Raw genomic sequence first — 12,945 nt, 5'->3', positions numbered from 1 at the left:
AGGGGCTGCGCCGGCGAGAACGGCCGCGGCGACGAGCGCGGCGGCGACGATCCACGGCACCGAACGACGCGAAGAACCGGACATGGAGACCCCTCGGTCAGAACCGCGCGTGGGGGATGACGCGCGGGCGACCTCGAGGTCACGGCATGAGCCTGACAGTTCCGTCGCTGCTCGAGAAGCGGCGAAAGTCTATATATTGCCATTTCGCCCTCGCCGATCGGCGAGTGCTAACCGAGTGCGGGCGGCCAGACGCCGATGATCAGCGCCATCACGACGACGGTGACCAGCTCGTGCGCGATGTTCAGCGTGGTCAGCTTGGTCGAGCGGCCCTCGAACGCGTCGTGCGTGATGAAGCGGGCGGCCGTGAAGCCCGCCCACAGCGTGACCGCGGTGACGATCGCACCCCAGAAGTACGATCCGCCGTAGAAGTGCCAGGCGATGACGGCGGCTCCGGCGAGCACCCAGGCCGTGATGAAGCTCACGATGACCGTGGTGATGATCGCCAGCACGGGGTTGCCCGAGGGATTGTCGAGGTCCACGTTCGCGAGCTTCGACCAGCGCGTGCCGAACACTCCTCTGGCGTACCAGACCGAGCCGACGAGCATGCTCGACGCGGTGGCCAGCAGGACCGCCCAGTAGTTGATCTCCGGAACCATGACAGCCTCCACTCCTCGGATGCCGCCACCCTACTCCCGACATCGCGACCCCGGTCCCCGACACCTGCATGATCCCGCAACGGATGCATGACCCCGGCGGGAGAGGAGCTCATGCATCCGGAACGGCCTCATGCAAAACGCCCGCACGCTCTCCGCGAAGCGCGCGCCTCCGAACCGATTCGACTCCCGCCCTGGCAAGAATGTAAGCGTTTGCAGTAGCCTGTTCCGCATGGCACAGCTTGAGCAGATCGCAGCCCCCGGTTCCGAGTGGTGGCGCAGCGCCGTCATCTACCAGATCTACCCCCGCTCCTTCGCGGATGCCTCGGGCGACGGCATCGGCGACCTTCCGGGCATCACCAGCCGCCTCGATGCACTGCAGGAACTGGGCGTCGACGCGATCTGGCTGAGCCCGTTCATGACCAGCCCGCAGCGCGATGCCGGCTACGACGTCGCCGACTACCGCGATGTCGACCCGCTCTTCGGCACCCTCGCCGACTTCGACCTGATGCTCGAAGAAGCGCACGCCCGTGGCATCCGCGTGATCGTGGATCTGGTCCCCAACCACTCCTCCGACCAGCACGTCTGGTTCCAGGAAGCGCTCAAGGCGGCACCCGGCAGCCCGGAGCGCGCGCGCTATATCTTCCGCGACGGCAAGGGCGAGAACGGCGAACTCCCGCCGAACAACTGGGAGTCCGTGTTCGGCGGTGGCATGTGGGAGCGTGTCGTCGAGGCCGACGGCACCCCCGGCCAGTGGTACCTGCACATCTTCGACGCCACGCAGCCCGACTTCGACTGGACGAACGAAGAGGTGCGCGAGGAGTTCCGCTCCATCCTGCGCTTCTGGCTCGACCGCGGCGTCGACGGCTTCCGTGTCGACGTGGCCCACGGCATGATCAAGGCCGACGGCCTGCCCGACTACACGCCCCCGAGCGATGCCGACTCGATGGGCGGCGGCGAGTCGAACGTGCCGTACTGGGGCCAGGACGGCGTGCACGACATCTACCGCGACTGGCACACCGTGCTCGCCGAGTACGACGGCGATCGCGCCCTGTGCGGCGAGGCCTGGATGCCGACGCTCACGCAGACCGCGCTCTGGGTGCGTCCGGATGAGATGCACCAGACGTTCAACTTCCCCTACCTGATGACGCCGTGGGATGCGAAGGCTCTGCGCGATGTCATCCGCGAGTCGCTCGACGAGTTCGGCGGGGTCGGCGCCCCCAGCACGTGGGTGCTCTCGAACCACGATGTCGTGCGGCACGCCTCCCGCCTGGCGCTCACGGCCGAGAACCCGCAGGGCGAGGGCATCGGACCGAACACCCCGAACAAGCCCGACACCGCGATCGGTCTCGCCCGCGCCCGCGCTGCGACCACCCTGATGCTCGCGCTCCCCGGATCGTCGTACCTGTACCAGGGCGAAGAGCTCGGACTGCCCGAAGCCATGGAGATCCCGGACGAGTTCCGTCAGGACCCGACCTGGTTCCGGACCCACGGCGAGCGCTACGGCCGCGACGGATGCCGCGTGCCGCTGCCGTGGGAAGCGGATGCGCCGGCCTTCGGCTTCAACGACACCGGCCTGTCGTGGCTCCCGCAGCCGGACGAGTGGGCGTCCTACGCGCGCGATGTGGAGGAGACCGATCCCGCGTCGACCCTCGCGCTCTACAAGCGACTGCTGGCCGGGCGTCGTGAGCACGGCTTCGGCACCGGATCGCTGGTCTGGGAGGAGGCCGAGGCCGACGCCGTGGCTTTCCGACGTGGCGATGTGCACGTGGTCGCGAACCTCGGCACCGCACCGATCGAGCTGCCGGCGAACGCGGTCGTGATCCTGCAGAGCCAGCCGTTCGACGGAGCGGCCGTCCCGGTCGACACGGCCGTCTGGTACACCACGGCCGTCCAGGCCTGAGAGCCCCTTCCGGTCGCGATATGACAGCTCTCTGCGCCGCAGGGGATGTCATATCGCGACCGGAGCACATTCGAGGAACACATGGCCAGCATCGATGAGGTCGCCCGGCTCGCCGGAGTGTCGACCGCGACCGTCTCGCGCGCGCTGAGCGGACGCGGTCACGTGTCGGAGTCCGCCCGGGAGCGCGTGCAGGCGGCGGCGCAGTCACTCGGCTACGTCGTCTCTTCACGGGCGTCGAGCCTCGCTTCCGGCCGCACCCGGAACGTCGGCGTCGTGGTGCCGTTCCTCGACCGGTGGTTCTTCAGCACCGTGCTCTCCGGCGTCTCAGCCGCCCTGATGCGCGCCGGCTACGACATCACGCTCTACAACATCACCGCCGACAAGGACGTGCGTCGGCACGTGTTCGACACCTTCCTCCGACGGCAGCGCGTGGATGCCGTCATCGCCGTGTCGATCGAGCTCGACGAGGAGGAGACGCAGCTCCTCCTCGACCTGGGGCTCCCCGTGATCGCGATCGGCGGTCCGAACCCGAAGCTCGACACCCTCACGGTCGACGACGTCGCGGTGGCGCAGCTGGCGACCGAGCACCTGATCGGCCTGGGGCACACCGACATCGCGCACATCGGGGCCAACCCCGAGTTCGACATCGACTTCCACATCCCCACCAACCGTCGACTGGGGTTCGAGAAGGCCCTGGCGAAGGCCGGGATCCCCCTGAACCACGCGTTCCTCGAGCCGGCGGACTTCACGGTCGAGGGTGGCTACCGCGCCGCGAAGCAACTGCTCGGACGCCCCGGCCCGCGTCCGACCGCCGTTTTCGCCGCCTCGGACGAGATGGCGATCGGCGCACTGCTCGCAGCGCGGGACCTGGGCTTCAGCGTGCCGGAGGAGCTGTCCATCGTCGGCATCGACGGACACGAGCTCGGCGAGTTCTTCCGCTTGACGACGGTCGACCAGTTCCCGCTGGGGCAGGGGGAACGCGCCGCGGATGCCGTGCTGGCGAAGCTCACCACCCCGGACGAGGTCCGCATCCCGTCCGCGCTGCCCTACGAGCTGAACGTGCGCGGGACCACCGCCCGTCTGCTCTAGCCGCGCGGTCTGCCATGGAAGCACTCGGTGCTCGATCTAGCCATAGCCGTGCTCACCAGGACGATATGGCTCGCTGAACGATCGATGGCCGGTCGTAGGTCCGTCGTATAGAGCGGGGTAACCCGGGTCCGGCAGGGTGAGCGATCGCGTGCCGCCAACCGGTGGTGAGCGCAACCGCGCGTGAGTAAGAGGGGGTTCGCGCCGAGAGTGCTCTGGTCTTACAAAACAACAGGTAGGCGCAATAGTTGACACCTGATACGCTCGGCGCTGAGGCGAGGCCGACGGTCTTCCCCATGCCGAGCGATCGTTCGTACGCAGTCCCCGGGAGAACATCTAATGCCTCGACTTTCCGCACCGTCGGCCCGTTCCCGCGGGCGTTGGTGGAATCAGGTTGCCGTAGCCGTCGTTGCCGGCATCGTGCTCGCGCTGGGAGTGACGCTTCCTGTGTCTGCGGCGACCGCTGATTCGCTGACCCTGTCGTCCAGCACCGTCAGTCCTGGCGACGCGCTCACGGTGACGGCGACATTCACGACGGACGCTGTCGTGGAGTCTTTGGGTGTTGAGATCGGTGGCTCGTTGGTGGGCGGCGCGTCATGGACCGCGTTGTCATCCACTCCGTCCGGCACCAACTGCGGATTCGCCGGTGCCACGGCCAACTGTGAGTTCAACGGTCTTCCGATCGGTACCGTCGTCACGGTGACGGCTACGTTGAGTATCGCCGCATCAACGCCTGCCGGCGATCACACGATTTCGACGTTTGCGAACCCAGCCACGAATTCGCCGGTTTCGCAGACGCTGTCGATCGTGGGTACTCCGGACACCCCGCCGACGCTCGCTCCGATCGTTCTGTCGCCGATGGACGAGGGTACGACCCAGGACGTCGTCGTGACGGCGACGGACCCCGATGGCGACCCGATCACGCTGACCGCACTGCTGCTGCCGTCGTTCGCGACCTTCACCGACAACGGGGATGGGACAGGCCTTCTTCGCTTCGCTCCGGGGTTCTCGGACAGCGGATCGCACGGTGTGGCGATCCGTGCGACCAGCGCGGGCGTGTTCGTGAACCAGGGAGCAACCCTGACCGTCAATGACTTCGTTGTCACCTCGCCGGTGCTGGCGCCGATCGGTCCGCAGACGGTGGCAGAGGGGGCCTCGCTGACGATTCCGCTGAGCGCGTCGGATGCGGATGGCGATGCCGTCACCTTGGTCGCCTCGGGTCTCCCCGGCTTTGCGGCATTCACGCCGGGGGCTCCTGGTGCCTCGACGTCGGGGCAGATCACGGTGAACCCGGGGTTCGCCGACGCGGGGACATACAGCATCACGGTCATCGCGTCCGGGGCTCCGACACCGGACAGTGAGACGTTCACGCTCACCGTGGTGAACACGGATCGGCCGCCGGTGCTGGACCCGATCGGACCGCAGACGGTCGCGGAGGGGGCGACGTTGGACGTCACGCTCACGGGGTCGGATCCCGATGGTGACGTGGTGTCGTTCCTCGGTGTGACTCTCCCGTCGTTCGCGACGCTGACCGACAACGGGAACTCGACGGCGACGCTGAGTCTCGCGCCGGGGTTCTCGGATGCGGGGACCTACCAGGCGACGGTGGCCGTGTTCAACGGTGGCGGGAATGATCCTGAGACGTTCACGATCACGGTAGCCGTGACGAACCGGCCGCCGGTGCTCGCAGCGATCGGTAGCCGGACAGTCGCCGAGGGTGCCAGTGTGACGATCCCGGTATCGGCGATCGACCCGGATGGGGACTCCCTGCAGTTCCTCCCGTCGAGCCTGCCCCCATTCACGTCCTTCATGGACAACGGTGACGGCACCGGCACGGTGACGGTGACCCCGTCGTTCACGGACGCGGGCACGTACCCGATCACGATGCTGGTCACCGACAGCTTCCTGGACGACACCGAGATCTTCACGCTCACCGTGACGAACACGAACCGTGCTCCGGTGATCACGAACGTTCCACCGCAGATCGTCGCAGACGGAACGACCGGATCAGTGACGGTTGCGGCCACCGATCCGGACGGCGACCCCCTCACCCTGTTCGCCGGCGCGCTGCCGTCGTGGGCGACGTTCACAGACAACGGCGACGGCACCGGCACGTTCACGTTCACCCCCGGTCCCGCAGATGTCGGCGACGTCTGGGACATCCTGGTGTCCGCGGAGGACCCAGACGGTGCGGGTGACACGACCACGGTAGAAGTGGTGGTGATCGACGAGACCGACCCGACGATCTTCCCCCCAACCGATATGACCGTGACGGCGACCAGCAGCGCCGGCGCGGTCGTGACCTATGCGGTGACGGCGCAGGACGCCGTCGACGGCGCGTTGACGCCGGACTGCCTGCCGCCGAGCGGGTCGACGTTCCCGATCGGGACGACCATCGTTTCCTGCGATGTCACTGATCTAGATGGCAACCAGGCGGCGGCATCGTTCGCGGTCACCGTGCTCGAGCAGCCCGGTGAAGGCACCGGCGGCCCGAACCCCATCGACGACGGGGAGACCGGTTCAGGTGGTGGTGACGGCTCGCTGGCGGCCACCGGTGGGAACGCGACGTGGGGGCTCATCCCCGCTGCTGTGATCGCCGTTCTCGCCGGTGGGCTCCTGCTCGTCGCACGGCGCCGCATCGCCTAAGTCAGCACAGTCGAATCCAGGACAAGCGCGCATTCGACGGGAAGCCCGCCGTTCGGGGTGGCGCTCGTCCTGATCTACGCCGATCAGTGCCGCGGAGCCCCGGTGAGCCGAGACGCGGCCGCTTAGACTTATGGGATGACTGCTGGGCGCGACCTTGCTCCGGGAACGGTCCGAGACATGGTCCTCTCCGCGCGAATCACGCGACATCTTTCGCGCGTCGAGCCGCCAGCCGTCGCGTCGCTCGGCAGCAGCAACACCGTGTGGCGCATCTTCATCGCGCTGTCGGATCAGAGTTCGCTGCTGCCGAGCTCACTCGCGAATGCCCTCGCCGTCGATCGGAGCATCGTTTCGCGCGCTCTCGCCCGCCTCCATGCGCTCGGGCTCGTCAGCCGACGCGTCGATCCAACCGACCGGCGGCAGGTACGCGTGTCACTCTCGGCACGCGGACGACGAACCTTGAACGACTACCTCAGCTCGGTGGCCGTCGCCTTCGCCGGTGCCGCCACGGCCGTAGACGAGTTCTGCGGACCGCAGGTCATCGAGGACGCCGACGCCCGCAGATCAGCGAGAGGATTCACCGTCCTGTCGCTCGAGACCTCCCTCAACGAGCTGGCGGTCGTCGGCTCAACCGTGGTGCGGGACTTTCTGGACATCGAGGCGGAATTCGGCGTCAGCGGCTGGCAGCAACGGTTCACATCATGGGCTGCCGCGGCCGCCCCGGAAGCCCCTGCCGAAGAGCTCGCCCAAGACCTCGGTCTCGATCCCTCATCCGTTTCGCAGGCCATGGATGGGCTGGGAGCGCTCGGCCTCCTCGATCGGAATCACCCAGATCGAACGGTTCGTCTGACACCCCGAGGACTCGACTTCGTACGACGCCAAGCCGCTGCGTTCGTGGCACACCGAGAGGACCTGGTGCGCGCGCTCACCAACGCACGTGCAGCGGCCGCCACTCGCGACCGCTGGCACCGACCTCGCGTCTCAGGCTGAATCCGAGTCCACGCAGCATCCGAGGTTCGTGACACGCGTCCCAGACCCCCGGGGCGGTGAGGGGACACGTCCTAACCGCGGAGCAGGGCGGCGTCGCGCCAGGTGCGGTAGCCGCCGTCGAGGTTGCGGGCGTCCACACCGTGCTGCCGGAGGATCCGCGTGGCGATGTGTCCGCGCAGTCCGACCTGGCAGTGCACCACGATCTCCCCGTCGGGCAGCTCATCGAGTCGATCCCGCAGTTCATCGAGCGGCACGTTGACGGCGCCGGGGATCGCACCGGCGGCGAACTCCGTCGGCGTGCGGACGTCGATCAGTGCCGCCCCCGCGCGCTGCGCGGCGTCGAGCTCATGCCACTGGATCGTCGGCGTCGTACCGGTCCGGGTGTTCTCCGCGACGTAGCCGAGGATGTTCACCGCATCCTTCGCCGAGCCGAACTGAGGTGCGTAGGCGAGTTCGAGCTGCGCGAGTTCTGCGGCCGGCATCCCTGCATGCATGGCGGTCGCGATCACGTCGATCCGCTTGTCGACGCCGTCCCGGCCGACGACCTGCACACCGAGGATGGCGTCGGACCGCGGGTCGGCGAGCAGCTTCATCGACAGGGTCTCCGCACCGGGGTAGTACCCGGCGTGGGATCCGGGATGCACGTGCACGGCGTAGAACTCGCGCCCCGCCGCTCGGAGCTGCCGTTCGCTCCAGCCCGTCTTCCCTGCGGCGACCCCGAACACGCGGACGATCCCGGTGCCGAGCGCGGGTCGCACCGTCTCTGACCTTCCCGCGAGGAGGTCGGCCACCATGCGCCCGTGACGGTTCGCGAGCCCGGCCATCGTGACGAGAGCCGTGCCCCCGCCCACGAGCTCGGCCTTCTCGACGCCGTCTCCCACGGCGAACACGTCGGGCGCGCTCGTGCGGCACTGCGCGTCGACGTCGATGCCGCCGGTCTCGCCGATCCGGATGCCCGCGCGCTCCGCCAACGTCGTCTCCGGCACCACCCCGGACGCGTCGATCATGAGTTCCGCGGCGATGGACGTGCCGTCACTGAGCGTGACGTATCCGGAATCGGCGCGAACGACCTCGACCCCGAGGCGCACATCGACGCCGTGTGCACGGACCTCCGCGGCGATCGGGGCGGCCATCTCCGCATCGAGGGGGGAGAGCAGCTGTGACCCACGCTGCACGAGGGTCACAGATGCGCCCCGCGCCACGAGGTTCTCGACCGCTTCCAGGCCCGTGTAGCCACCGCCGACGACGACCACCGGAAGCCCCGGTCGCACGAGTGCGGCATCGATCGCATCGGCGTCGTCGACCGTCCGCAGGGAGCGGACGGGGATGTCGGAGACCGGTTCGTCCCGGCGCGGGCGTGCCCCCGTGGCGAGGATCAGACTGTCGTAGCTCTGCGTGAAGCGTCGTCCCGAGTCGAGCTCTTCGACCTCGACGAGCTTCTGCGCGGTGTCGATGCGCACGACGTCGTGACGCACCCGGACGTCGAGTCCGAAGCGGCTGCGCAGCGAGGCGGGCGTCTGCAGGAGCAGCGACTCCCGCTCCGCGATCACGCCGCCGACGTAGTAGGGCAGCCCGCAGTTCGCGTACGAGACCTCGGGTCCGCGTTCGAACACCACGATCTGCGCGTGCTCATCGAGTCGGCGCAGACGTGCGGCGGCGGACATCCCTCCGGCGACTCCACCCACGACCACGACGGTGCGCGCTTCGGTCGCGGTCATCGCTGGAACATCCGCGAGAAGAAGCCGCCCTGCGTCTGCTCCTTCGGATGCCCGGAGCACCACTGCGCTGCGGGAACCGTTCGCCGCACATCGGCGACGTGCTCGCCGCACCCCGCCCAGGTCGTCTTCCCGCAGGTCTTGCAACGGACTGCTCGGCACATGGTTCTCGACTCCTCACCGATACCCCCGTGGGTATCTTTAGGGTTCAGCATACCCCAGGGGGTATAGTGGCAAGTCCAGCCGACACTCAGGGAGCGACCGATGTCATCCGCAGATGCCGAGACCCAGCGCAAGATCGCCAACCGCCTCAAGCGCGCCCAAGGACAGCTCGGCGCCGTGATCGCCGCCGTCGAACGCGGGAGCGACTGCCGCGCGGTCGTCACCCAGCTCGCCGCCGTCACCTCCGCGCTCGACAAGGCCGGATTCCAGATCATCGCCTCCGCCATGCAGGACTGCCTGACCGACCCGGCATCGGAGACGGATTCGGCCACCGACACCGATGGGGTGTCGATGGCCGAACTGGAGAAGCTCTTCCTCTCCCTCGCGTGAACCGCGGCTGACGACGGTCAGCGCGGGACGACGAGGCCCGCGGTCGCGGTGCGGGCGGCTTCGAAGCGGCGCTGCACGTCGGGCCAGTTCACGAGGTTCCAGAACGCCTTCACGTAGTCCGCGCGCACGTTGAGGTAGTCGAGGTAGTAGGCGTGCTCCCACACGTCGAGCTGCAGCAGCGGGGTCACACCGAGCGGCGCGTTGCCCTGCTGGTCGAACAGCTGGAAGATGACCGGACGCGCACCCACGCTGTCCCACGCGAGCACCGCCCATCCCGAGCCCTGCACCCCGAGTGCCGTCGCGGTGAAGTGCGCGCGGAACGCGTCGATCGACCCGAACGCATCCACGAGCGCCGCCTCCAGCTCGCCTTCCGGAGCGCCGCCGCCCTCGGGCGACATATTCCGCCAGAACACCGAGTGGTTGATGTGGCCGCCGAGGTTGAACGCGAGGTCCTTCTCGAGCTTGTTCACGTTCGCGAGGTCACCCGCGTCGCGGGCGGCGGCGAACTGCTCGAGGGCGGTGTTCGCACCCGTGACATACGCCTGGTGGTGCTTGGAGTGGTGCAGCTCCATGATCTTGCCCGAGATGTGCGGCTCGAGCGCTGCGTAGTCGTAGGGCAGCTCGGGGAGCGTGTAGAGAGCGGACATGGCATCTTCCTTTCAGTGGTGGGGGTCGTGCGGGAGAGCGTGGAAGCGACGGTCGAGGTACACGAGCGGACGCCCCTGCGGTCCGGCGATGACGTCGAGCACCTCGGCGATCACCACCGTCGACGAACCGACGGCCACGGTCTGCAGTGCACGGCAGCGCAGGGCGGCGCGCGCGGAGGCGAGGTACGGTTCTCCGGTGTCGAGCTCCGACCAGCCCTGTTCCGCGGTGAAGCGTTCGGAGCCGCTGACGGCGAAGCTCTGCGCGAGGGCGGAGTGCTCGTCGTCGATGAGATGCACGACGAAAGTGTCCGCACCGAGGATCGCCCCGGCCGACCCGGTCGCCCTGGTGACGGAGAACACGATCGCCGCAGGGTCGACGGCCACCGAGGCGACGCTCGACGCCGTGAGGCCGACCGGACCGGCCGGCGTGGACGCCGTGATGATCGCGACGCCCGCGGGGTGCGTACGGAAAGCGTCCTTGAGCCGGTCCCCGACCGGTGTGGGTATGGGTGTCGCGGTCATCGTCCGGCCTCCGTCATCTGCTCCTGCTTCGCATGCCTCAGCATCTCCTCGCGCTCGACGAGTTTGGTCCGCTCGCGACCGCGGTCGGCTCCGGCGCTGCGCTCCGCCGCGTCGATGCGCAGCCATCCGTCGAAGTCGACGGCGTGCCCGAGGTGGGCGATCGGGTCATCTCCGCGCACGACCTCCTCGGCGGCCTCGAGATCCTCGACGAGATGCCGCACGGTCTGCGCGGCATCCGATTTCGTCGAGCCGATGAGCCCGACCGGTCCGCGCTTGATCCACCCCGTCGCGTACAGGCGCGGGATCGGCTCGCCGGCTGCGTCCAGGACGCGCCCCTCGGCGTGCGGCACGACCCCGAGCTCGTCGTCGAAGGGCACCCCGGCCACGGGCGTCGAGCGGTAACCCACAGCGCGGTAGACCGCCCCGACGTCATAACGCCGCAGTTCGCCGGTGCCCACCATGCGGCCCAGCTCATCCGACGCGGTCCGCTCCATCTCGATGCCGGTGACTCGTCCGGTGCCCAGCAGACGGACGGGTCGCTGCCGCAGGTGCAGGTGGATGCGGCGAGCGGCGGTGCGGCCGGCCGGATCGAGCGCGGCCCACTCGGTCAGGGTGCGCACGATGATGCGGCGCTGCGAGAACTGCGCGATCATCCGCTCGGCATGCGCGTCGAGTGCGAGTTCGTCCGGATCGACGATCACATCGACGTCATCCTGCTCGGCGAGCTCGCGCAGTTCCAGCGGCGAGAAGCGCACGTCGGCCGGCCCCCGACGCGCGAACAGGTGCACATCCCGCAGGGGGCTGGCGCCGAGCTGGTCGAGCACGGCATCCGGGGTGTCGGTGTGCGTCAGCGCGGAGGCGTGCGTGGCGAGGATCCGCGTCACGTCGAGCGCGACGTTGCCCGCACCGAGCACCGCGACCGACTCGGCGGCGAGCGGCCAGGTGCGCGGGGCATCGGGGTGCCCGTCGTACCACGCGACGAAGTCCGCGGCACCGAAAGAGCCGGGAAGGTCGATACCGGGGATGTCGAGGCGGACGTCGAGGTCGGCCCCCGTCGCCACGATCACCCCGTCGTATGCCGCACGCAGCTCATCGATCCCGATGTCACCCCCGACGTCGACGTTGCAGCGCAGGCGGATGCGCGGGTGGACGAGCACCTCGTGCAGCGCATCCGTGATCTTGCGGATCCGCGGGTGATCGGGGGCGACGCCGTAGCGGACGAGACCGTACGGTGCCGGGAGCTTCTCGAAGAGGTCGATCGACGCGGTCGGCACACGATCGAGCAGGATGTCGGCGGCGTAGATGCCCGCGGGGCCCGCTCCGACGATGGCGATCCGGGGTTCGGCGACCGTCATGCGTGTTCCCCCTGGGGAGCCAGCGCGGCGATGACCGGGTGGTCGAACGCGAGCATGCCCGTCTTCGCGGCGCCTCCGGGGGAGCCGATCTCGTCGAAGAACTCGACGTTGGCCTTGTAGTAGTCCTGCCACTCCTCGGGGAGATCGTCTTCGTAGAAGATCGCCTCGACCGGGCACACCGGCTCGCAGGCACCGCAGTCGACGCATTCGTCCGGATGGATGTAGAGCGAGCGCTCACCCTCGTAGATGCAGTCGACGGGACACTCATCGATGCAGGCCTTGTCCTTCACATCGACGCACGGCAGGGCGATGACATAGGTCATCGGGGGGTCTTCTCTCGGGTCACGCTGTCCACCGTAAAACCTCAAGTACACTTGAGGTCAAATCGAGGAGGCCCGGATGAGCCCGCACGCACCCGACGAACCGCTGACGATCGGCGAGATGACCCGACGCACCGGAGTCGCCGCGTCCGCCCTGCACTTCTACGAGACGCTCGGGCTCATCGCGTCCACCCGCACCCCCGGCAACCAGCGCCGCTACGCCCGGCACATGCTGCGCCGCGTCTCCCTGATCACGGTCGCCAAGCGCCTCGGCATCCCGCTGTCCGACGTGCAGGCGGCCTTCGCCGACGTGCCGCTGACCGAGACCCCGAGCCACGCCGACTGGCAGCGGGCATCCCGACGTTGGAAGCGCGAACTCGAGAAGCGCCGCGAGGGCATCGAGCGCCTCGAACGCGAACTCACCGGATGCATCGGCTGCGGCTGCCTGTCGATGAAGGCCTGCGGCCTGCTCAACCCCGACGACGCGCTCGGCACCCAGGGCTCAGGCCCCCGCCGCCTCGACGCCTAGCCCCCCTCCCCCTCCCCCCTCTCCTCCCCA

Annotated in this window: 13 protein-coding genes; 6 read left to right on the top strand and 7 right to left on the bottom strand. The window is 68.6% G+C overall.

Features of this window, described 5'->3' with window-relative positions:
• Positions 1-227: 227 nt before the first annotated feature.
• Positions 228-656, bottom strand: a complete 429-nt coding sequence (locus L978_RS18075; RefSeq protein WP_047524875.1) for a DUF1761 domain-containing protein — start codon at positions 654-656, stop codon at positions 228-230.
• Between the two features lie 229 nt (positions 657-885).
• Here L978_RS18075 and L978_RS18070 point away from each other — a divergent pair, with 229 nt between their 5' ends.
• From L978_RS18070 to L978_RS18465, 4 genes are all read left to right on the top strand, one after another.
• Positions 886-2,556, top strand: coding sequence for a glycoside hydrolase family 13 protein (locus tag L978_RS18070; RefSeq protein WP_047524874.1), 1,671 nt, complete (start codon positions 886-888; stop codon positions 2,554-2,556).
• Positions 2,557-2,637: 81 nt separating this feature from the next.
• A complete protein-coding gene (locus tag L978_RS18065; RefSeq protein WP_047524873.1) occupies positions 2,638-3,645 on the top strand; it encodes a LacI family DNA-binding transcriptional regulator in 1,008 nt (335 codons plus the stop codon).
• Between the two features lie 336 nt (positions 3,646-3,981).
• A complete protein-coding gene (locus tag L978_RS18060) occupies positions 3,982-6,288 on the top strand; it encodes an Ig-like domain-containing protein (RefSeq protein WP_081997119.1) in 2,307 nt (768 codons plus the stop codon).
• Between the two features lie 135 nt (positions 6,289-6,423).
• A complete protein-coding gene (locus L978_RS18465) occupies positions 6,424-7,275 on the top strand; it encodes a MarR family transcriptional regulator (protein ID WP_081997118.1) in 852 nt (283 codons plus the stop codon).
• Between the two features lie 71 nt (positions 7,276-7,346).
• Here the strand turns inward: L978_RS18465 and L978_RS18050 are convergent, their stop codons facing one another.
• Both L978_RS18050 and L978_RS19065 read right to left on the bottom strand, forming a co-directional pair.
• The gene (locus L978_RS18050; RefSeq protein WP_047524870.1) at positions 7,347-8,993 is read right to left on the bottom strand and encodes an FAD-dependent oxidoreductase; all 1,647 of its coding nucleotides are present in this window, start codon (positions 8,991-8,993) and stop codon (positions 7,347-7,349) included.
• Entirely contained in the window at positions 8,990-9,154 is a 165-nt protein-coding gene (locus L978_RS19065; protein WP_194239333.1) for a hypothetical protein, read from the bottom strand. Before L978_RS19065 ends, L978_RS18050 begins: the two co-directional genes overlap by 4 nt.
• A 100-nt stretch (positions 9,155-9,254) precedes the next feature.
• Here L978_RS19065 and L978_RS18045 point away from each other — a divergent pair, with 100 nt between their 5' ends.
• Positions 9,255-9,542 (top strand): metal-sensitive transcriptional regulator, encoded by a 288-nt coding sequence (locus tag L978_RS18045; RefSeq protein ID WP_047524869.1) that lies wholly within the window; start codon positions 9,255-9,257, stop codon positions 9,540-9,542.
• A 17-nt stretch (positions 9,543-9,559) separates the two neighbouring features.
• On the opposite strand, the gene L978_RS18040 is transcribed toward L978_RS18045, so the two are convergent.
• From L978_RS18040 to fdxA, 4 genes are read right to left on the bottom strand one after another with little or no spacing between them, the layout of a single operon-like run.
• Positions 9,560-10,189: a superoxide dismutase gene (locus tag L978_RS18040; RefSeq protein WP_047524868.1), complete on the bottom strand. Its 630-nt coding sequence runs from the start codon at positions 10,187-10,189 to the stop codon at positions 9,560-9,562.
• Between the two features lie 12 nt (positions 10,190-10,201).
• Positions 10,202-10,711, bottom strand: a complete 510-nt coding sequence (locus L978_RS18035; RefSeq protein WP_047524867.1) for a flavin reductase family protein — start codon at positions 10,709-10,711, stop codon at positions 10,202-10,204.
• The gene (locus tag L978_RS18030) at positions 10,708-12,066 is read right to left on the bottom strand and encodes an FAD-dependent oxidoreductase (RefSeq protein WP_047524865.1); all 1,359 of its coding nucleotides are present in this window, start codon (positions 12,064-12,066) and stop codon (positions 10,708-10,710) included. Before L978_RS18030 ends, L978_RS18035 begins: the two co-directional genes overlap by 4 nt.
• Entirely contained in the window at positions 12,063-12,389 is a 327-nt protein-coding gene (gene fdxA, locus L978_RS18025; RefSeq protein WP_047524864.1) for a ferredoxin, read from the bottom strand. The genes L978_RS18030 and fdxA overlap by 4 nt, the downstream gene beginning before the upstream one ends.
• 76 nt (positions 12,390-12,465) lie before the next feature.
• Between fdxA and soxR the strand changes: the two genes are divergently transcribed.
• Positions 12,466-12,915: a redox-sensitive transcriptional activator SoxR gene (gene soxR / locus L978_RS18020; RefSeq protein ID WP_047524863.1), complete on the top strand. Its 450-nt coding sequence runs from the start codon at positions 12,466-12,468 to the stop codon at positions 12,913-12,915.
• The last annotated feature ends 30 nt before the right edge of the window (positions 12,916-12,945 follow it).

It is taken from the genome of Microbacterium sp. ZOR0019, from assembly GCF_000800925.1.
GTDB lineage: Bacteria > Actinomycetota > Actinomycetes > Actinomycetales > Microbacteriaceae > Microbacterium > Microbacterium aurugineum.
Note: the sequence above shows the minus strand (reverse complement) of the source record. Positions and strands in the feature narration are given on the sequence as shown.

Bases quoted from the DNA above. Each gene is read 5' to 3' on its own strand.
- L978_RS18065 (WP_047524873.1), top strand. From the start codon at position 2,638: ATGGCCAGCATCGATGAGGTCGCCCGGCTCGCCGGAGTGTCGACCGCG.
- L978_RS18060 (WP_081997119.1), top strand. From the start codon at position 3,982: ATGCCTCGACTTTCCGCACCGTCGGCCCGTTCCCGCGGGCGTTGGTGG.
- soxR (WP_047524863.1), top strand. From the start codon at position 12,466: ATGAGCCCGCACGCACCCGACGAACCGCTGACGATCGGCGAGATGACC.
- L978_RS18070 (WP_047524874.1), top strand. From the start codon at position 886: ATGGCACAGCTTGAGCAGATCGCAGCCCCCGGTTCCGAGTGGTGGCGC.
- L978_RS18045 (WP_047524869.1), top strand. From the start codon at position 9,255: ATGTCATCCGCAGATGCCGAGACCCAGCGCAAGATCGCCAACCGCCTC.
- fdxA (WP_047524864.1), bottom strand. From the start codon at position 12,389: ATGACCTATGTCATCGCCCTGCCGTGCGTCGATGTGAAGGACAAGGCC.
- L978_RS19065 (WP_194239333.1), bottom strand. From the start codon at position 9,154: ATGTGCCGAGCAGTCCGTTGCAAGACCTGCGGGAAGACGACCTGGGCG.
- L978_RS18040 (WP_047524868.1), bottom strand. From the start codon at position 10,189: ATGTCCGCTCTCTACACGCTCCCCGAGCTGCCCTACGACTACGCAGCG.
- L978_RS18030 (WP_047524865.1), bottom strand. From the start codon at position 12,066: ATGACGGTCGCCGAACCCCGGATCGCCATCGTCGGAGCGGGCCCCGCG.
- L978_RS18035 (WP_047524867.1), bottom strand. From the start codon at position 10,711: ATGACCGCGACACCCATACCCACACCGGTCGGGGACCGGCTCAAGGAC.
- L978_RS18075 (WP_047524875.1), bottom strand. From the start codon at position 656: ATGGTTCCGGAGATCAACTACTGGGCGGTCCTGCTGGCCACCGCGTCG.
- L978_RS18465 (WP_081997118.1), top strand. From the start codon at position 6,424: ATGACTGCTGGGCGCGACCTTGCTCCGGGAACGGTCCGAGACATGGTC.
- L978_RS18050 (WP_047524870.1), bottom strand. From the start codon at position 8,993: ATGACCGCGACCGAAGCGCGCACCGTCGTGGTCGTGGGTGGAGTCGCC.